At 63.8% G+C, this 17,908-nt stretch carries 17 protein-coding genes, 1 pseudogene and 1 riboswitch; of the genes and pseudogenes, 6 read left to right on the plus strand and 12 right to left on the minus strand.

Annotated elements, in window-relative coordinates:
- The 5 genes and pseudogenes from CAG46_RS10605 to CAG46_RS10625 form a co-directional block, all read right to left on the minus strand.
- A complete protein-coding gene (locus CAG46_RS10605; RefSeq protein WP_003259932.1) occupies positions 1-198 on the minus strand; it encodes a hypothetical protein in 198 nt (65 codons plus the stop codon).
- Between the two features lie 60 nt (positions 199-258).
- Positions 259-378: pseudogene (locus CAG46_RS10610) on the minus strand (general stress protein); the annotation flags it as partial.
- 205 nt (positions 379-583) lie between these two features.
- Positions 584-1,867, minus strand: a complete 1,284-nt coding sequence (locus CAG46_RS10615) for an NTP/NDP exchange transporter (RefSeq protein ID WP_085615697.1) — start codon at positions 1,865-1,867, stop codon at positions 584-586.
- Positions 1,868-1,871: 4 nt separating this feature from the next.
- Complete coding sequence (locus CAG46_RS10620) at positions 1,872-2,780, minus strand: aldo/keto reductase (RefSeq protein WP_085615695.1); 909 nt, start codon at positions 2,778-2,780, stop codon at positions 1,872-1,874.
- A gap of 89 nt (positions 2,781-2,869) precedes the next feature.
- The gene (locus tag CAG46_RS10625; protein ID WP_085615693.1) at positions 2,870-3,733 is read right to left on the minus strand and encodes a Dyp-type peroxidase; all 864 of its coding nucleotides are present in this window, start codon (positions 3,731-3,733) and stop codon (positions 2,870-2,872) included.
- A gap of 184 nt (positions 3,734-3,917) precedes the next feature.
- Between CAG46_RS10625 and CAG46_RS10630 the strand changes: the two genes are divergently transcribed.
- Positions 3,918-4,811 (plus strand): bile acid:sodium symporter family protein, encoded by an 894-nt coding sequence (locus tag CAG46_RS10630; protein WP_085615691.1) that lies wholly within the window; start codon positions 3,918-3,920, stop codon positions 4,809-4,811.
- Between the two features lie 168 nt (positions 4,812-4,979).
- On the opposite strand, the gene CAG46_RS10635 is transcribed toward CAG46_RS10630, so the two are convergent.
- Positions 4,980-5,447 carry a sterol desaturase family protein gene (locus CAG46_RS10635; protein ID WP_085589635.1) on the minus strand — a complete coding sequence of 156 codons (468 nt, stop codon included), beginning with the start codon at positions 5,445-5,447 and terminating at the stop codon, positions 4,980-4,982.
- A 397-nt stretch (positions 5,448-5,844) separates the two neighbouring features.
- Between CAG46_RS10635 and CAG46_RS10640 the strand changes: the two genes are divergently transcribed.
- Both CAG46_RS10640 and CAG46_RS10645 read left to right on the plus strand, forming a co-directional pair.
- On the plus strand, positions 5,845-6,558 hold the full coding sequence (locus tag CAG46_RS10640) for an MgtC/SapB family protein (RefSeq protein ID WP_013972648.1): 714 nt from the start codon (positions 5,845-5,847) through the stop codon (positions 6,556-6,558).
- A 17-nt stretch (positions 6,559-6,575) separates the two neighbouring features.
- On the plus strand, positions 6,576-7,085 hold the full coding sequence (locus tag CAG46_RS10645) for a GNAT family N-acetyltransferase (RefSeq protein WP_085615688.1): 510 nt from the start codon (positions 6,576-6,578) through the stop codon (positions 7,083-7,085).
- 133 nt (positions 7,086-7,218) lie between these two features.
- Here CAG46_RS10645 and CAG46_RS10650 read toward each other — a convergent pair whose 3' ends face one another.
- Entirely contained in the window at positions 7,219-8,787 is a 1,569-nt protein-coding gene (locus tag CAG46_RS10650) for a sensor domain-containing diguanylate cyclase (RefSeq protein WP_085615686.1), read from the minus strand.
- 152 nt (positions 8,788-8,939) lie between these two features.
- On the opposite strand from CAG46_RS10650, the gene CAG46_RS10655 reads away from it, so the two are divergent.
- Positions 8,940-9,440 carry a DUF4142 domain-containing protein gene (locus CAG46_RS10655; RefSeq protein WP_085615683.1) on the plus strand — a complete coding sequence of 167 codons (501 nt, stop codon included), beginning with the start codon at positions 8,940-8,942 and terminating at the stop codon, positions 9,438-9,440.
- Between the two features lie 8 nt (positions 9,441-9,448).
- Complete coding sequence (locus tag CAG46_RS10660) at positions 9,449-9,700, plus strand: hypothetical protein (RefSeq protein WP_013972652.1); 252 nt, start codon at positions 9,449-9,451, stop codon at positions 9,698-9,700.
- Positions 9,701-9,796: 96 nt separating this feature from the next.
- On the opposite strand, the gene CAG46_RS29070 is transcribed toward CAG46_RS10660, so the two are convergent.
- The 5 genes from CAG46_RS29070 to CAG46_RS10680 all read right to left on the minus strand — a co-directional run bounded on the left by CAG46_RS29070 (position 9,797) and on the right by CAG46_RS10680 (position 13,963).
- Positions 9,797-9,967, minus strand: coding sequence for a DUF6021 family protein (locus CAG46_RS29070; protein ID WP_238066344.1), 171 nt, complete (start codon positions 9,965-9,967; stop codon positions 9,797-9,799).
- A gap of 55 nt (positions 9,968-10,022) precedes the next feature.
- Entirely contained in the window at positions 10,023-11,009 is a 987-nt protein-coding gene (locus CAG46_RS10665) for a DNA-binding protein (RefSeq protein ID WP_085615681.1), read from the minus strand.
- A 227-nt stretch (positions 11,010-11,236) separates the two neighbouring features.
- Positions 11,237-12,478, minus strand: coding sequence for a cytosine deaminase (gene codA / locus CAG46_RS10670; RefSeq protein ID WP_085615679.1), 1,242 nt, complete (start codon positions 12,476-12,478; stop codon positions 11,237-11,239).
- A 178-nt stretch (positions 12,479-12,656) separates the two neighbouring features.
- A complete protein-coding gene (gene tenA, locus CAG46_RS10675; protein WP_084785179.1) occupies positions 12,657-13,319 on the minus strand; it encodes a thiaminase II in 663 nt (220 codons plus the stop codon).
- Complete coding sequence (locus CAG46_RS10680) at positions 13,316-13,963, minus strand: TenA family protein (RefSeq protein ID WP_085615677.1); 648 nt, start codon at positions 13,961-13,963, stop codon at positions 13,316-13,318. Before CAG46_RS10680 ends, tenA begins: the two co-directional genes overlap by 4 nt.
- 80 nt (positions 13,964-14,043) lie before the next feature.
- Positions 14,044-14,159: riboswitch (TPP riboswitch) on the minus strand.
- Positions 14,160-14,401: 242 nt separating this feature from the next.
- On the opposite strand from CAG46_RS10680, the gene CAG46_RS10685 reads away from it, so the two are divergent.
- On the plus strand, positions 14,402-17,794 hold the full coding sequence (locus tag CAG46_RS10685) for an Ig-like domain-containing protein (protein WP_085615675.1): 3,393 nt from the start codon (positions 14,402-14,404) through the stop codon (positions 17,792-17,794).
- Positions 17,795-17,908 lie beyond the last annotated feature (114 nt).

The following is a 17,908-nucleotide window of genomic DNA, read 5'->3' on the forward strand; positions in this document are numbered from 1 at the left end:
TTATTGGCTGGGTTTCTGGCCAGGCATCGGCTCGGGGTCCGGCGCAGGTTGGGGAGCAGGTTTGTCGCCGGGTTGCTGCATCTGCAGCGAAGGTTTGCTTTGGTCGGCATCCTTTGCCGGGTGGTCGTTGTCCCGGTCGAAACAGCCGCCCAGCAAGCCAAGCGTGCCTACCAGCGCTATCAGAGGGATCAATCGCATGGGGTTCTCCTCATGTGCAGAATCGCAGTGCCCGATCGCCCGGGCACTGCGTAGCCTCACTTACGAACGGCCGCCCTTGCGGCCCGACTCGCTGGTACGGCCACCACCGGATTGCTGGCCGCCCTTGCGCCCAGCTTCGGAGGCTTTTTCACGGTCATTGGCAAAGTTGCCCGGGTTCTTGTTGCCACCTTGGCTGCCTTGCTGGTTGCCGGTGCGGCTGTTCTCTTTGTTGGCCATGGTCTTAAACCTCGTATGACTTCGGAATGCACGGCATTACCTGCCGTACACCAGTTGGGAGTTCGGTCATTTCGGCGGATTCGGTTTAATGCGAAGCGTTCGGACCAACGGCATTAAATAAGCGGCATCAGCATATTTGGCGCGCCTGTCAGTCGCGCGATGTGGTTTCCAGGCGTGCCTGTCGCCTTCCCAGCAAACCTCCGGTCATCGCCCAGCCCAGGGCAATCAGCGTACCGATCAACATCGCCAGTTGCGGGTACTCGCCCATCACATCCAGCCCCCGCTTGACCCAGCCGCTGAGCGCATCACCGCCGCGGTAGACCACGGTGTCGATGAAGTTCTTGGCCTTGTACTTGTCCTCGGCGGGCAGCACGGTGAACAGCATCTCCCGCCCCGGCCGCACCAGCGCGTACTCACCGGCCCGGCGCACCACCATCACCACCACGAACACGGCGAACACCGGGGCCAGTGCCAGCCCCAGGAAGCCTGCAGCCATCACCAGCGGCACCGCCACCAGCAGCACGCCCACCCCCAGGCGGCGGGCCAGGCGCCCGGTGAGGAACACCTGGGTGAGGATGGCCAAGGCCTGTACCACGGTGTCGATCAGGCCGAATACCTGGGTTTGCCGGGTACGGTCGGTGAAGGTTTCGCTGACGATGCGCGCCTGTTCGAAATACAGGAAGGTGCTGACACTGGCGAGCAACACCACGAACAGGGCAATGCCCAGCAGGTAGGGCGAGCGCAGTACGGCAGTGGCACCGGCAAACGGGTTGCCGCCCAGTGGCCGGGAACCTGCCCGTTCGGCTTGCGCCGGCAGTGGATGCCGCGTTCGCCAGCGTTGCAGGTACAACGTGGCGCCGATGCTGCCCAGCAGCAACGCCGCGGCCAGCACCAGCAACCCGGCATGGCCCAGCGGCGCCACCAGCAGCGTGCCCAGGATGGGGCCACTGAGCCCACCCAGGCTGGCCCCGGCCGCCAGAAGGCCGAACAGGCGCTTGCCTTGCGCGGTGGAAAACAGGTCGGCGAGCACGCTCCAGGCCAGCGAGATGCTCAGCAGGTTGAACACCGACAACCAGATGTAGAAGGCCCGAGCCGTCCACGAAGCTTCCGGATTGCGGGCAAACAGCACGGCGAACAGCAGCAGGTTGCTGGCGAAGAAGCCGTAGGTCCAGGGCAGGATGTACCGGCGCTGCACCTTGGAGGCCAGCCAGCCAAACAACGGCAGGCACGCCAGGGTGGCGATGAAGGTGCCGGTGAACAGCCATTGCAGGTTGTCCACGCCACCGGCAACGCCCATGGTTTCGCGCACCGGGCGCAGCATGAAATAGCCAGTGAACAACAGGTAGAACAGCAGCAAACCGGCGATCACCGCCGGCCCTTCGCCGGGCTGGATGTTCAGCCCCTGGTCCAGGCGCCGCCGCCAGGCTGCCATGGTGTCAGGCAAACTGCTTGATCAGCGCCTGTTGCTGCGCCTGGGTCAGCAACGGCCCGTGCCCGGCCTTGAGCTGGTCAAGTTGGCGCTCGGGCCGGCTGGTCGCGGGTATGACCGTAGTCACCGCCGGGTGACTGATGGCGAACTTCAGAAACAGCTGCGCCCAGCTGCCGATACCTGCCTCTGCGGCCCAGCCGGGCAAGGCCTGGTCCCTCACCCGGGCGAACAGGCGGCCATCGTCGAATGCCCGGTTGATCAGCACGGCGACGCCCTTGTCCTGGCACAGCGGCAGCAGTTCGCGGGCGGCGTCGGGGGCATTGACCGAGTAGTTGATCTGGATGAAGTCCAGCGGTTCGCTGCGCACGATGCGGGCGACCTCGTCCTGGCCACTGTTCAGGTAATGGGTGATGCCGACATAGCGGGTCTTGCCCTGCTGCTTCAACTCGCGGGCATAGGGCAGTTGGGTCTGCCAGTCGCGCAGGTTGTGGATCTGCAGCAAGTCGACCTTGTCGGTGCGCAGGCTCTCGAGGCTGCCGGCCCATTGCGCTTCGGCGTCTGCCCGGCTGTCGGCGGCGATCTTGGTGGCGATGAAGCACTGCCGGTGCCAGCCGCCCTCTTCCAGCAACTGGCCGAGAATGCTGTCGGCGCCGCCGTAGTTGGGCGAGGTGTCGATGACCCGGCCACCGCCTTCGAAGAACGCCTTCAGTACAACTTTCAGCTGCTGGTACTGAGCCGAACCGGCTTGCACTTCGAAACTGCCGGAGGTACCGGCACCGATCACCGGCAGCGCTTCACCGGTGCTCGGCACGTTGCGGGTCAGCAAGCCCGCCGGGGCAGCGGCGTGCAACCAGGGGCTGGCGGCCAGCAAGCCCAAGGTAGCACCCGCACGTAGGACATCACGACGTGCGTACATGGAAAAGCTCCCGTCACGAAGCGGAAACTTTCAAGGCTAGCCGCTGTACCCCGCTGCGTCCGGTGTTTCTGTATCTGGATGTTTAGCGATCAGGCTTGCAGCAGCAGGCTCAGGTCGACACCCGTCTCGCTCATGGGCGGGCACCAGTAGTAACCACCGGTCAGTGGCCGGCTGAAGCGGTACAGGCCGTCGATGATGCCGTCCTCCAGGCCGCTCATGCGCCGCAGCTGCACCTCGAACGCATCGAAGCTGTGGCCCAGGGCCACGAAGGCCAGGCCAGCGCCACGCTGGTCTGCCCAGGCCACCGAACGACGGACGATGAACGCTTCTGGTTCGAAGCTTTCCTGGGCCGTGCGTTTGACGTGGGCGGACTCGGGGGCGTCGTCGAGCTCTTCGTTGTCGCTGAGGCGGCGGCCGATGATGTTGTCCTGGTCGGCCTGGGGCAGCGACTTGAAGTACTCCAGGTCGTGCTTCCACAACTGGAACGCGGCAAAGCTGGAGCCATCGGCGCCAATGGCCGCTTGCACGGCCTCTTCGTCCACCGGGTTTTCGGTGCCGTCCTCATAGCCGGTCAGGTCATGGCCGCCACGGTGCAGGAAGCCGTCGACGCTGTCGGCCAGGCGCAGGGCCGGTGCCAATGCCAGCTCCAGGGCCTGGGCCCGCAGCAGCAAGTCGCCGCGCTCGTTGCCGCGCAGCCACAGCCACAGGGCGTGTTGGGTGCTGGGGTTCTCCACTGCAGCATCCAGCTGCGGGAAGGCGCGCAAGCCAGGTACTTCACGGCCCAGGGCCTTGGCCAGCGGGGCGCCGACACCCAGGATCAGCTGTTCGCCATCGACCTGCGGCAGCAAGGCATCCAGGGCGGCAGGCAGGGCCTCTGGCGACTGCAGGGTGAAGAACAGGTGACGGGCGTGGGCCGGCACCGGGGTGGCAAGCAGACCTTGCTGGAACGGCATGACAGGCTAATCCTCGGTAAAAACCGGAATGCTACTGCGCCTGCAGGCCTACTGCAACGCGGCATACAGCCTCGCTGGCCGCTGCGCTTGGTAACAAACGGTTACCAAGGGCTGGCGCTTTGCAATTATCTATCAATCAGGGCCGACCTACACTCCTCGGGATCCTTCGCCCGAGAGACCGCCCATGACCGCATCACCTTTGCTCACCGCCTTTCTGCCGCTGGCCCTGGGCATCATCATGCTCGGCCTCGGGTTATCGCTGACCCTGGCCGACTTCGCCCGCGTGGTGAAATACCCCAAGCCGGTGGTGGTAGGCCTGGTTTGCCAGATCCTGCTGCTGCCGCTGGTGTGCTTCCTGATTGCCAACGGCTTTGGCCTGGAGTCGGCCCTGGCGGTAGGGCTGATGTTGCTGGCCGCCTCGCCTGGCGGCACCACGGCCAACCTGTTCAGCCACCTGGCCCATGGCGATGTGGCGTTGAATATCACCCTGACGGCGGTCAACTCGCTGATCGCGATCCTGACCATGCCACTGCTGGTGAACCTGTCGCTGAGCTGGTTCATGGCATCGGACCAGGCCATACCGCTGCAATTTGCCAAGGTGATGCAGGTGTTCGCCATCGTCCTGCTACCGGTGGCGCTGGGCATGCTGGTTCGCCGCTTCGCACCCGCTTTTGCCGCGCGCATGGAGAAGCCGATGAAGCTGGTGGCCGCGTTGTTCCTGGCGTTCACCATCGTCCTGGCGCTGGCCAAGGACTGGCAGACCGTGGTTGCGTACGCGCCGGTGGTGGGCCTGGCCGCGCTGCTGTTCAACCTGCTGAGCCTGAGCGTGGGCTACTGGGTGCCGCGCCTGCTGAACATTCCCAAGCGCCAGGCGATTGCCATCGGCATGGAGATCGGCATCCACAACGGCACCTTGGCAATTGCCCTGGCATTGAGCCCTTCGTTGCTGAACAACGCCACCATGGCGGTGCCGGCGGCGCTGTACAGCCTGATCATGTTCTTCACCGCGGCGGCGTTTGGCTGGTGGGTGAGCCGCGGGCATGTGGCGGCGCAGCCCAGGGGTGAAACAGTGAACTGAGGGCCTTTCCACGTACCCTGTGGGAGCGGGTTTACCCGCGAAGAATCCAACTCGGTGCATGGCACCGGCTGCGCCGGTGTTCGCGGCTGAAGCCGCTCCCACAGGGTCCCTGCTGACTCAATGAGTCATTTGCAGTTGCATCATCGTGGGCTGCTCTGCCAGTCCCTGTCACAACTGGCTGCGCTTACGCCGCAACTGCTGTTTCAGCACCTTCAACGGCGGTGCATAGAAAAACCCGAATGACACACTCCCCGTGCGCCCCTTCACCGCGTGATGCAACCGGTGCGCGCGATGCAAACGCTTGAGGTAGCGGTTGACCGGCCGTGGCTTGCGTGGCCAGTGCCGGTGAAAGAAACCGTCGTGGGCCACGACATACAGCACGCCGTACCCCGCCACCCCGCCACCCACCCACTGCAAGGGCGCATAACCACCCTTGCCCAGGGCCACCAGCAGCGTGGCAATCAGCCCCAGGGCCACCAGGTACAGGTCATTGGTTTCGAGCATGCCCAGTTGCGGCTCATGGTGCGAGCGGTGCAGCCACCAGCCCCAGCCATGCATGATGTACTTGTGAGCCAGCGTGCCAACGCCCTCCATGGCCACCAGGGTGCCGAACAGCACGGCGAGATTGAACAGCATGGAACGGTCCGGGGGATGGCAAGGGAAGGCGCAAGGGTACCGATTGCCCGCGTTTTTTTCCATGCAGGCGTGACCGGTAGCAGGCCCATTGCGGATGAAGCCATTGTCATGTTTTTGCCCTTGACCTGGCCTGCCACGGGGCGTAAGGTCCGCGGCGCAATTTTGCATCCCTGAACAGGAGACCTGCATTGGACAGTAGCCCCAGTCGCATGCGACAGGCCCACGTGGCGCGCTAGTCCGGCAGTGTCCTGCACTGTCTGGCCTGCCTGGCAAGACGGTGGTTTCTTGTAATCCCCCTCTTCTCCCTCCCCCTTCGTGGTCCTGCGCATTTTCTGGTTTTTCAACCGCGCCAGCTGATGGCGTTCTTGCGGGCGTGTGCCCGTGGAAGAGGTTTGCTATGGATTGGAAAGTATTTCTGCTGCGTGTCAGCATCGCCCTGCTGCTGGGGGCGCTGATCGGCGCCGAACGTCAACTGCGCCAGCGCCTGACCGGGCTGCGCACCAATGCACTGGTCAGCACCGGTGCCTGCCTGTTCGTGCTGATGACCCAGGCGGTGCCGGGCATGGCGCCCACCGATGCGTCGCGTATCGCCGCGTACGTGGTATCGGGCATCGGTTTTCTTGGTGGCGGCGTGATCATGCGTGACGGGTTCAACGTACGTGGTCTGAACACCGCCGCCACGCTGTGGTGCACGGCCGCGGTCGGCGTGCTGTGCAGCCTCGGGCTGCTGCTGGAAGCGACGCTGGGTAGCCTGGTGGTGCTGTGTGCCAATATCCTGTTGCGCGACATTGCCCAGCGCCTGGACCGCCAGGAAGTGGTGCCGGCCAGCGAGGTGGAACAGCACTTCGAGGTGCGCATCGTCTGCCGCGCCGAGGACGAGATCCAGGTCCGCAGCCTGATGTTGCACAGCCTGGGCGACCCGCAGCTGCGCCTGCAGTCACTGCACAGCGAAGACCTGGCGAACCCCGCACGCCTGGAAGTGCGCGCCGAACTGCTCGGCACCGCGCAGGCACCAGCGCAACTGGAACGGTTGGTCAGCCGGGTCAGCCTGGAGAAAGGTGTAAGCTCGGTGCGCTGGCAATTGCAGCCGCAGGTGCTGGCGGCAGACTAGAACGAAAGGACTTCTTCATGCGCATTCGCCCTACCCTCGAGCAAGACATTCAATGGCTGCCGGGCGTCGAACGCTCGGCTGCCCAGGTCTTTGCCGCCCGGCCGGCGCTGGCATGGCTGGCGCAAGGAGATGTGATGGACTGCGGCACCCATCAGGCATTTGTCGAAGCTGGCGGGAGCTGGGTGGCCGAGGGGCCGGATGGGCGCATTCTGGGGTTTGCCTGTGCCCGGTTCGAGGATCAGGCGCTGCATCTTCATGAAATTTCAGTGCGTCGGGAGGCCCAGGGGCAAGGTGTCGGGCGCAAGCTGCTGCAGCAGGTGGCCGATGCGGCACGTCAGGCGGGGGTGCGGGAGCTGACCTTGACCACCTTTGCCGATGTGCCGTGGAATGCGCCGTTCTATGCGCGGTTGGGGTTCGAGGTGATTGATGAGGGGCTGCTGGATGCACGCTTGCAGCAGATTCTGGCCGAGGAGCGTGCCCGTGGGCTTGAGGGCCGTTGTGCGATGCGCCTTGGCGTAGATAACTAGACCCCCGGGGCTGCTTTGCAGCCCATCGCCGGCAAGCCAGCTCCCACAGGGACCGCGCCGTGCCAAAGAGATGCACATTACCTGTGGAAGCTGGCCTGCCGGCGATGGGGCCGGTACAGGCAACCCAAAGCCTTCATTCCTCTACACCCACCACCGAACTTTCTGCTACACAATACCCATCCCGCCCCTGGCGCTTGGCCTGGTACAGCGCCGCATCCGCTGCCGCCATCAGGCGCTCGGCCGTCACTCCCTCCCGCGCCAGGTCACCCACGGCAATCCCCGCACTGAACGAAACACGCCCCAGTGGGCTGCCCGCATGCTCCAGCGGCTGCCGACGCAACAGCTGTTGCACTTCCTGCACCAGCAGTTCCGCCCCGCGAACATCGGTATCAGGCAGCAGCAATGTGAACTCCTCGCCGCCATAGCGCACAGCCAGGTCGGCCGGCCGCTTCAGCGCCTGCTGCAGCACCTCGGCAAAGCGCCGCAGGCACTGGTCACCCGCGGGGTGCCCGTATCGGTCGTTGTAGGCCTTGAAGTAATCCAGGTCGAGCATCACCAGCGCCAGCGGATAGCCCTGGCGTCGCGCCCGGCGCAGCTCCGGCTCGAACACTGCATCCAGCCGACGACGGTTACCCAGGCCGGTCAGGCTGTCGGTCAGTGCCAGGGCCTTCAGGGTCTGGTGTGCCTGGTGCAGCGCACGCTCGATCACGATACGCTCGCGCAACTGGCGCAACACCACGCCACCAAAGGCCGCCAGCCCCACCAGCAACAGCAGCAAGACCGCCACCGACTTGATCGCATCGTGTCGCCAGGGCGCAACGATCGACTCCCGCGACAAGCCCGCCTCCACTACCAACGGGTAGCTGCCCAGCGCGCGAAAGCCATACAGCCGTGGCGTGCCGTCCACCACGGCGACCGCCTCGGCCACCCCTTCGCTTGCATACGGCAGGTGCTTGCGGAAGATCTCGCTGCTGCTCAGGCTGCGGCCCACCACCTGCTCGACGAACGGCCGCCGTACCAGGATGGTGCCGTCGCGCTTGGCCAGCACCAGCGCGCCACGTTCATCGATCTTGAAGTCGCCGTAGTAACGCACGAACCACTCCACCTTGATGGTGCCCAACAACACCCCGGCGAAGCTGCCATCGGCATATTGCAGGCGCCGTGAAATGGGGATGATCAGGTCGCCAGTGGAACGGCTGCGCACCACCGAACCGATGTGTACCCCACGGTCGGTATGGTCGCGGTGGTAGATGAAGTAGTCGCGGTCGGCATTGTTGGCATTGGGCGGGACTACCGCCTGGTCGGTCACGATCCAGCTGCCATCCGGGCCATACACGAACAACCCGTGCAACTGCGGCATGATGCTTTTCTGCTGCACCAGCAAGGTATGCAGACGCGGCCGGTCGATGTGCTCGAAGCCGTCGCCTTCCAGGCGCTCGGCCAGCGCCGCGGTAATTGCGTCGACCTGGCGGATGGCGTCTTCGGCATGCTGCGCCGTGGCCCGGGCCAGGTTGGTGACCATGTTTTCGGCGTTGGTGAAGGCGTGCCGGTAGTCGCGCCAGATACGCCAGCCTTCCACCACGACGAAGGCCAGCATCACCACCAGCATGAACGCCAGTACCAGGCGGAACAGCGCCACAGCGCGGCCCTCGCCTGTTATCGCGAAGAACCCGTCTTCATCCTGTTTCCTGGCTGCACACATTGAAATCCCTAGCCATACCGCGTTCGCCGCCTTTCACTATAGTTCAGCACCACCTGGGCGCAGCCGGCCAGGAAAAAGATTAAACCTTTGCCGCTCATTCACCCTCAACCGTACGCGACACTGAGGTCGCGCCACGGTTTAAGGAGTGAAGCATGAGCAGTCTCTTCATCAAGCGCGTCGGTTTTTCCATGGTGTTGGGCCTGGCATCGGTACACGCGATGGCGGCGAGTTCCGATGACTTCGTCGAAGCGGCCACCGAGGCCGGTATTGCCGAAGTGGTCACCGGCAAGCTGGCTCTGGAAAAAACTCAGAATTCCGAAATCAAGACCTTCGCCCAGCAGATGGTCACTGACCACACCAAGGCCAATCAGAAACTCGGCGACATCGCTCGCAAGCTCGATATATCCGTACCCGATGAGGCGGCAGTAACCGACAAGGTCAAGAAAATGATCCTGGAATGGCGGGAGGAGTCGTTCGACAAGTCTTACGTCAACAACCAGGTCGACGCTCACGAAAAGGCGGTGGAGTTGTTCAAGAAGGAAGCGGCATCTTCTGACAAGGCTGAATTGAAGGCCTTTGCCAGCGAAACCCTGCCCAAACTCGAACAGCATCTGGAGCATGCCAAGGCGCTTCAGGCCAAACACGGCAAGTGAGGCCCGCCATGAGTAACGATGCATTGAAAGCCGAAGTGCTGACTCGCCTGCTGCACGCTCACCCCCAGGGGCTGGGCAAGGAAGTGCTGGACAACTACCGGGGCGAGAAAGCCGTGGCCGGTATGCTCAAGACGCTGCAGGAGGCCGGTTTGATTCAGGATGGCAGCGTGGCGGTGAGTAGCGACCATCAGATCAGCGTGAACTACCCCATCAAACTCTCGGCTGCGGGCGTGGAGGCAGCCAGGCAGGCAGAGTCCTGAGTCAAGCGGGCGTAGCTTGCCTGAGACAGCCTGCCCCAAGCAGTGCCGTGTTGATCGCGGGGGCCGCTGAGCGGCCCTTTGCGACAAATGCTACCTTCACGGTGATTTTTCGACGTCCCGCGGTGGCTTGGCAGGCCCTTGAGGGTCGACTTGCGGATCCTCCACATCTGGCGAATCGGGGTCGAAACCCAAGTCCTGGCGTTTGTTCGCCTGCTCGGACGAATGGGGCCCTTGGGGATGTTTTTCTGGCTGTTGTGGTTCAGGCATGAGGCTTTCTCCGGTGAGTGTCTAGGGAAGAAACCACCGGCCAGGAAAAGTTTGATTAATCTGTATCCACCGCTAGCTGGGCACGGCATTGAACCAACGCTGCATCACGTTGCTTCAGTTGCTCCTCGAGTTGCTGCAGTTGGCGAGCCTGTTCCGTGCACAAGTCGCGCCTGGCCTCCAGGCTCTGTGCCTGTACATCCAGCTGCCGACGCATTTCCTCGCTGGCACCCTGCGCCTGGGCCAGGATCGTTCGCAAACCCTGAATCTGCGCGTCGCGCTGCTCCAGCAATTCGTCCTGCGCCCTGCAGGCGCTGGCGGCTTGGCGGTGCTCGCCCAACAAGCGCTCATTGTCGCGGTGCAGGCGGGTCAGCTCGTCCTGTTTGACGATCATGCCCTGCTGCAGCTGACGCACCTCTACCTGCAACTGTTGCAGCTGTGCTTCGTGGCGACGTTGCTCCTGTTCACGCTGTTCGCGACTGGCGTTGCGGTAGTGTTCCAGCGCATCGCGGGCATGCCGGTGCTTGTCTTCCAGTGATTTGACCTGCTCGTCCTTGTCGGCCAGGCGCACCTGCAGCTCGCCCAGCGACTGGTTGAGGCTGGCACTGCGCAGCTGTTCGGCCTGCAGGGTGCTTTGGGTGGAGAGCAGTTTCTCCGATTCGGCCGCCAGCGCGGCCGCGTCGATCTGATGCTGCTGATGCGCCGCAGCCAGTGCCTGCTGGGCAATCGCCAGCTGCGCCTCCAGTTGTTCGCGCTGTCGAGTGAAGGCGCTTTCGGCCTGCTCGATCTTCAGGTCGGCTTCGTCCTGCAACTGGGTTGCCAGTTGCCCGACCATCCGGCTCAGCACATCACTCAGTGCAATGCCGCCCTCAGAGGCAACAGGCTGCTGGCCATTCAACTCTTTCAAGTAGCGGTGAATCGTGGTCTTGGAGCCGGTGTTGCCCAGCTCGATACGTATGGCATCGATGCTGGGGTTCTCGCCCCGGGCAATCAGCGCCTGACGCGCCTGCTGCACTACAACCTTGTTGATACCGCCCCGGGCCATGCTTGCTCCTACGATTTTGTAACGTGTTATGTACCATGTAATTACGTACCAATTATGGAGACATGCCATTGCCCATGCAAACATTTCCTATGGCGGAATAATCACGGCTTATCGCATGTGAGTGGTTCATGAAGGCCGTGCAAGGGAATAAAGCAGTACGCCAGACAGCAAAACGCCCCGCTCGGCTTCAAGCCGGCGGGGCGCTGCAAAAGCTGACACAGGTAGCGTCAGGTGTAGTGTTCAACCCTGGCAGGTGTTCTACGCATCAGCACCTTGCCGTGGCGTACCGACACCAGCGCATGCCCCTGGCTGCGCACCATTTCGTAATCGTCCGGTGCCGACAGCAGCAACAGGTTGGCCGGTAGCCCCACTTCGATGCCGTAGCGCTCGCCCAGGTTCAGGGTGCGGGCGCTGTTGTCGGTGATCAGGTCCAGGCAGCGCTGCAGGTCTTCGTAGCCAAGCATGTGGCAGATGTGCAGGCCGGCCTCGAGAATACGCAGGATGTTGCCGTTACCCAGCGGGTACCAAGGGTCGACGATGGAATCCTGGCCAAAGCACACGTTCATCCCGGCCCGGTCAAGCTCGGCCACGCGGGTGACGCCGCGGCGTTTCGGGTAGTTGTCGAAACGCCCTTGCAGGTGAATGCTCTCGGTCGGGCAGGACACGAAATTGATACCCGACTGCTTTAGCAGGCGGAACAGCTTGTAGCAGTAGGCATTGTCGTACGAGCCCATGGCCACGGTATGGCTGGCTGTCACCCGGGCCCCCATGCCGCGCACCCGCGCCTCTTCGGCCAGCACTTCGAGAAAGCGCGACTGTGGGTCGTCGGTCTCGTCGCAATGCACATCCACCAGGCAGCCGGTACGCTCGGCCAGGTCCATCAGGAACTTGACCGACGACACGCCCTGGTCGCGGGTGTTCTCGAAATGCGGGATGCCGCCAACCACGTCGGCGCCGATGGCCACCGCTTCAGCCATCAGCGCCCGGCCATTGGCATAAGACTCGATACCCTCCTGGGGGAAGGCGACGATCTGCAGGTCGAGCAGGTGGCGCACTTCGTCACGCACTTCGACCATGGCTTTCAGCGCCGTCAGGGTGGGGTCGGTGACATCGACATGGGTACGCACATGCTGGATGCCATGGTCCACCAGCATGCCGATGGTCTTTTTCGCGCGGTTCTTGATGTCGTCGTGGGTGGTGATCGCCTTGCGCTCGGCCCAGCGCTCGATGCCTTCGAACAGGGTGCCGCTCATGTTCCAGCGCGGCTCGCCGGCTGTGAGCGTGGCGTCCAGGTGGATGTGCGGCTCGATGAAGGGCGCCACCACCAGGTTCTGCCCGGCATCCAGGTCATCGGCAGCGCGCGTCGCCACCCCTTCGGCCTGGGGCACGATGGCGGTGATGAGTTCGCCGCTGAGCTCGATGCGGAACAGGCCGGGCTTGCCGCGCAGGCGTGCGTTGATGATGTTCATGATGCTTCTCCCTGGGCTTTGCGGGTGGCCCTACCCGCATAGTGGCCCAAGCCTTGTGGTATTTGCTACTGGCCCTATCGCCGGCAAGCCAGCTCCCACAGGTAAACCACAGCCCTGAAGTCTGTGCAGTACCTGTGGGAGCTGGCTTGCCGGCGATAGGGCCGGCGCAGGCAGCAAATCAGGCTCCGTCCAACCCCATCTGCCAGAAGTCCGCCTCCAGGCTGGACGCCTGGCCGAAAATCCCCACCAGCTCGGCAAACCGTTGCTCGGTCATGCTCCGCGCTGCCAGCTCGTCCAGATGCTTGCGCGCCGCGGTGGCGACACCCTGGTAGCCTTCACCGGCATACTCGGCGATCCACTCGCGGTACGGGTGATTGCTCAGATCGCCAATACGCTCGGACAACGCCCGGCCAATCTCGGCATAGCCGATCACGCAAGGCGCCAGCGCCACATGCAACTCCAGCAAGTCACCCGCGGCACCGCAGTCCAGCACATAGCGGGTATAGGCAACCGTGGCCTGGTGTTCTGGCGCGGCTTCGATATCCGCCTGGGTCAGGCCCCAGCGTGCGCACAGGCGCAAGTGCAGCTCGGTTTCATCCAGAATCGCCGCCAGCCCGGCCTGCGCGGCGCGGATGTCGGCCGGGCGTCGGCTCTTGTAGGCGGCCAGCGCCCAGGCGCGGGCGAACTGGATGAGGAACAGGTAATCCTGTACCAGATAGGTGCGGAAGGCGGCTTCGCTCAACGTACCCTCGCCCATCTGGCGCACGAACTCGTGGTCGACGTAGCTGTTCCATTGCGGCGTGGCAGCAGCCTTGAGGCGGTCGAAGATATCCATGCTCATTTGTCCTCCGGGTAGACGGCATCGAAGAAGGCCAGCTCCAGCGCCACGGTGCGCTGGTAAAAGTCAGCCGCCAACGCGGCTTCCTGCGGGCCGACGCGGTCGAGTTCGGCTTGCAGAAAGGCAACGAAGTCCTGGAATGCCGGGTTGTCGTGCAGGGTGATCCATTCGGCGTGGACGAAGTTGTCCGGCAGCGGTTCTGGCGCCTTCAGCGCCCAGTCCAGGTACAGGCCTTCGGCGACGTTGAGCACCGCCAGCGCGGCCGCATAGGACCGGGTGGCCGCCGCTTCGCGCATGATCGCCTTGAAGCCTGCGGTTGGCACGGTGTCGGCCGGTTCGCTGCGTTGCGCGGGGCTTACCCCCAGGGCCTCGAAGGCGCGCAGGAAGTAGGTGTTCTCGTCACTGGAGATCATCCCGGCAAAGCGGCCGAAGCGCAGGCGCGCCTCGAAGGTGTCGGCGGTGGCGATGGCCGCGCCCAGCAGGGTCAGGAAGCTGTCGAGGAAGCGGTGGTCCTGCACCAGGTAGTCGACCATGATCGGGTCCGGCAGGCTGCCGTCGCACAATTGGGTGACGAAGCGGTGGCCAACGGCCGCCGACCAGGTCGGCTCGCTGCGGCGGCGCAGGGACTGGCTGAAGCGTTCGGTCATGTTGCTGTCCTTGATGGGGGGGTGACAGCGAGACCGCGATGGTTGGCATGGACGGGCCTCGCAGTGAGGCCGGCAAAAAGGCAGGTTTCAAGTCCCATCCCTTCGCCGGCATGATCCGGATCAGGTTCGAAGGGTCACCGCGCTGCAGCATCCAGCGGTTTCTCAGCCCGTTGCCCGGGCTCCCCTTGGTGGCGCTCAGATATACCCCAGGGCGCCGCTGCTGTCACCACCCAATCTGTGGGCAATGGGTGACCCACTAGTGGGGCCCCTCACCCATTTTTGACGCAATGGCATTTAGCGCACATCAGGCGCCACAAGGATTTGTTTAGAAACATATTCCTCGCATTTGGGTTGGCACAGCCGTTGCTCCAGCCCCAGAAACGGGCAAAACGCCACTGATAGCTAAAAGCCATAAGGCCGCGAGCGAGGCATAAGGCAATGAAAACACCTGCCGTGATCAACCCTGCCAGGCATGCATTCCAGCTGTCCACCCTCACCACGCTGATGCTCGGCCTCGGGTTGGTCACGGCTACCGCCGCTCCCCTCGACGACAACAGCATGCCCCCGCCGACTGACCCGTCGGCCTACACTGACCAGCCAGCCGACCCGACCCAGGCGTTGCTGGACCTGTTCAACATGCCGCCGGCCAACCAAGGTTCGCTGGAGCTGACCAATGGCGTGTACGGCGACCGCGACACGGTACGCGCCAACAACGTGTTGCCACCGGCCCTGCAAACCGACAACAAATACCCCACCAATGGCAAGCCCAGCCCGCTGTTCGGGGCATTGCCGTTTACCCAGCAGCTACTGCTGTTCGAGGAGTTCGGCACGGAGAAACTCGACCCCACGTTGCCGCAGCCGCCCCTGACCTTCCCGGTGCCCACCCTGGGCGCAGCACCGGCGCAGGACCCCAACGTGGTGGCGCGCAGCGGCCCTAGCGGCACGGCCCTGGAAGCCTTCCTCAAACAACCGGGCCTGTACCCGTTCCCGACCCAGTATTCCAACGTGCTCGACCGCAACCCGTGGAAGGCGCAGATCGAGATGTTCCTCAACCGTCAGCCGGTCGGCTCCCCGGCGGAAGGCCGGCCACCAGGAAAAGGCTGGTCGCACCAGCGCTGGAACGAGTTCTACCCGCAGGCGGGGTTCAAGACCGCCCAGGCCGGTGCGCGCATCAATCAAGGCCTGCGTGACCGCAAGCAACTGCACAACTATGCGGTCGGCGAGTTCGCCCCGGGCGGCCTGTACTACCAGACCTCTGACATCCCGAACACGCTGGGCACCACCAAGGGTATCGACACCCGCTTCCATCCGAGGATGCCCCTGCAAAACCACAAATCGGTATGGACCTTCGACGGCACCTTCCCGCCCAAGCTGCTGATGGCGCGCTATGGCCAGCCGATCCTGATGCGCCACTACAACGCCCTGCCGATCGACCCTTCGGCCAACAACGGCTTTGGCCTGCACACCCTTTCCACCCACGAGCACAACGGCCATTCGCCGGCTGAGAGCGATGGCTATGCCAATGCCTACTTCTTCCCCGGCCAGTATTACGATTACCGCTGGCCGTTGCAGCTGGCCGGCTACGACACCATCAACACCCGCGCCCAGGATGCACGTGCGGCGTTCCCCTGCTCGCCGGGCGAAACCCTGTTCGTCAATGACGCCTCGCCAGGCCTGAAAACCTGCCAGAACGGCAGCATCAAGATCCGTGGTGACTGGCGCGAAACCATGAGCACCCACTGGTTCCACGACCACATGATGGATTTCACGGCGCAGAACGTCTACAAAGGCAACGCCGTGATGATGAACTACTACAGCGCCCTGGACCGCGGCAATGAGGCGCTGCAGGATGGCGTCAACCTGCGTTTCCCCAGCGGTTCGGGCATGCCGTGGGGCAACCGCGACTACGACGTCAACCTGGTGATCGCCGACAAGGCCTGGGATGCCAACGGCCAGCTGTGGTTCAACCCGTTCAACACCGACGGCTTCCTCGGCGACCAGATACTGGTCAACTGGCAGTACCGGCCCACGCTCAAGGTACGCGCGCGCAGCTACCGCTTCCGTATCCTCAACGGCTCGGTGTCGCGCTACTTCAAGTTCGCCGTGGTGCGTGAAATTGCCGGTACCAGTGGCGAGTTCAAAGGCCCCACCGGCTCCAACCTGTCGTATGCGCGGGTGCCGTTCCACATGATCGCCAACGACGGCAACATCATGGAACACACCGTGCCGTTCGACGGGACGATGGACCTCAACGGTGACGGCAACCTGCAGGACAACAACGGCATCCTGCCGCTGCAAGGCATCGCCGAGCGCTACGACATCATCATCAACTTCGCCAAGAACGGCATCAAGGTCGGCGACAAGCTGTACTTCGTCAACCTCGAGGAGCATCAGAGCGGCAAGGGCCCGGAAGGCGCCATCTCGCTGGCCGACGTGCTGACGGAAAAGTACAAGCCAGTGATCAAGCAGACCAGCACAGGCCCACGCTGGGAAAACGGCGACCCAGGGATCGGCAAGTTCCTGCAGCTTGTGGTACAGCCCTACAGCGGCCAGGACCTGAGCATGAACCCGGCAGCCTATGAACCGGCCAAACCGGGCAAGGCCGCAGGCATGAAGATGCTGCCGCTGCCGATCGACCGCAACTCTGCCACCGACCAGGCCAAACTCAAGGCAGCCCGCCACCGCGAGTTCATCTTCGGTCGTTCCGACGGCACCGACACCCAGCCCTGGACCATCAAGACCGATGGCGGCTTTGGCTACAGCATGGACCCACGGCGCATCAGCGCGGCGCCACAGCTGGCCCAGCAGTCCACCGATGCCGGCTTCAGCGGCGACGGCACCCTGGAAGTGTGGAAGATCATCAACGGCGGCAATGGCTGGAGCCACCCGGTGCATGTGCACTTCGAGGAAGGTGTGGTGCTCAGCCGCGACGGCAAGGCACCCCCAGAATGGGAAAAATGGGCGCGCAAGGACGTGTATCGCATCGGGCCGGACATCGATTCTTCGGAAGAAGTGGAAGTGGCGATCCGCTTCCGCGAGTTTGCCGGTACCTACATGGAACACTGCCACAACACCCAGCATGAAGACTCGTCGATGCTGCTGCGCTGGGACCTGGAGCACCCAGGCCAGTTCCAGGTGATGCCGACCCCGCTGCCAGGCTGGGATGGCGTGGAGTACGTCGCTTCGGTTGGCCTGCCGACCTTCCGCACCAAAGACCATGACGACGACGACGCGGCCAACAAACCGCCAGTCGCGGCCAACGACAGCGCGGCTACCACGGCCGGCAAGCCGATCACCCTGAACGTGCTGGCCAACGATACCGACCCGGAAGGCAACCTGCCGCTGACCGTCGTCGGCCTCAGCCAGCCGGACTCCGGCCAAGGCAATACCAGCACCGATGGCACCAAGGTGACCTACACCCCGCCGGCCACTGTCACCACGCCGTTCACCGCCAGCTTCAACTACTCGGCGCGTGACGCCAAGGGCGCCGAATCGGTAGCACCGGCCACGGTCAGCATCGCGGTAGGCTCGGCAGCGGTGGTCGACCAGATCCAGGTCACCAGTGCCACGGTACAGGTGCTCAGCAGCAACCGTTTCACCTGGGAAATTGCAGGCACTACCACGGTGGCCACGGGCAACAGCATCACTGTGACCGCGGCCACTACCGGCGGCCCGGTGAACCTGGGCACCGCCACGATGACCGCCACGGGCAGCGGTGCCAGCTGGCGGTTGGTGGCAACCACCTCCGGCTACGGCCCGGCCACGCCGGCGACAGTGACCGTGAAGTCGGCGCTGGGGCAGAGCGTGACTGCGCCAGTCAGATACAAGTGAGGGTAAGGCGGGGGCCGCCATGCGGCCCATCGCCGGCAAGCCATGTGCAGTCCCTGTGGGAGCTGGCTTGCCGGCGATGGGCTGCATGGCAGCCCCGATCCCGTTATCGACGAG

It is taken from the genome of Pseudomonas sp. B23(2017) (genome assembly GCF_002113725.1).
GTDB classification, from domain to species: Bacteria; Pseudomonadota; Gammaproteobacteria; order Pseudomonadales; family Pseudomonadaceae; genus Aquipseudomonas; species Aquipseudomonas putida_Z.

Bases quoted from the DNA above. Each gene is read 5' to 3' on its own strand.
- CAG46_RS10605 (WP_003259932.1), bottom strand. From the start codon at position 198: ATGCGATTGATCCCTCTGATAGCGCTGGTAGGCACGCTTGGCTTGCTG.
- CAG46_RS10615 (WP_085615697.1), bottom strand. From the start codon at position 1,867: ATGGCAGCCTGGCGGCGGCGCCTGGACCAGGGGCTGAACATCCAGCCC.
- CAG46_RS10620 (WP_085615695.1), bottom strand. From the start codon at position 2,780: ATGTACGCACGTCGTGATGTCCTACGTGCGGGTGCTACCTTGGGCTTG.
- CAG46_RS10625 (WP_085615693.1), bottom strand. From the start codon at position 3,733: ATGCCGTTCCAGCAAGGTCTGCTTGCCACCCCGGTGCCGGCCCACGCC.
- CAG46_RS10630 (WP_085615691.1), top strand. From the start codon at position 3,918: ATGACCGCATCACCTTTGCTCACCGCCTTTCTGCCGCTGGCCCTGGGC.
- CAG46_RS10635 (WP_085589635.1), bottom strand. From the start codon at position 5,447: ATGCTGTTCAATCTCGCCGTGCTGTTCGGCACCCTGGTGGCCATGGAG.
- CAG46_RS10640 (WP_013972648.1), top strand. From the start codon at position 5,845: ATGGATTGGAAAGTATTTCTGCTGCGTGTCAGCATCGCCCTGCTGCTG.
- CAG46_RS10645 (WP_085615688.1), top strand. From the start codon at position 6,576: ATGCGCATTCGCCCTACCCTCGAGCAAGACATTCAATGGCTGCCGGGC.
- CAG46_RS10650 (WP_085615686.1), bottom strand. From the start codon at position 8,787: ATGTGTGCAGCCAGGAAACAGGATGAAGACGGGTTCTTCGCGATAACA.
- CAG46_RS10655 (WP_085615683.1), top strand. From the start codon at position 8,940: ATGAGCAGTCTCTTCATCAAGCGCGTCGGTTTTTCCATGGTGTTGGGC.
- CAG46_RS10660 (WP_013972652.1), top strand. From the start codon at position 9,449: ATGAGTAACGATGCATTGAAAGCCGAAGTGCTGACTCGCCTGCTGCAC.
- CAG46_RS29070 (WP_238066344.1), bottom strand. From the start codon at position 9,967: ATGCCTGAACCACAACAGCCAGAAAAACATCCCCAAGGGCCCCATTCG.
- CAG46_RS10665 (WP_085615681.1), bottom strand. From the start codon at position 11,009: ATGGCCCGGGGCGGTATCAACAAGGTTGTAGTGCAGCAGGCGCGTCAG.
- codA (WP_085615679.1), bottom strand. From the start codon at position 12,478: ATGAACATCATCAACGCACGCCTGCGCGGCAAGCCCGGCCTGTTCCGC.
- tenA (WP_084785179.1), bottom strand. From the start codon at position 13,319: ATGAGCATGGATATCTTCGACCGCCTCAAGGCTGCTGCCACGCCGCAA.
- CAG46_RS10680 (WP_085615677.1), bottom strand. From the start codon at position 13,963: ATGACCGAACGCTTCAGCCAGTCCCTGCGCCGCCGCAGCGAGCCGACC.
- CAG46_RS10685 (WP_085615675.1), top strand. From the start codon at position 14,402: ATGAAAACACCTGCCGTGATCAACCCTGCCAGGCATGCATTCCAGCTG.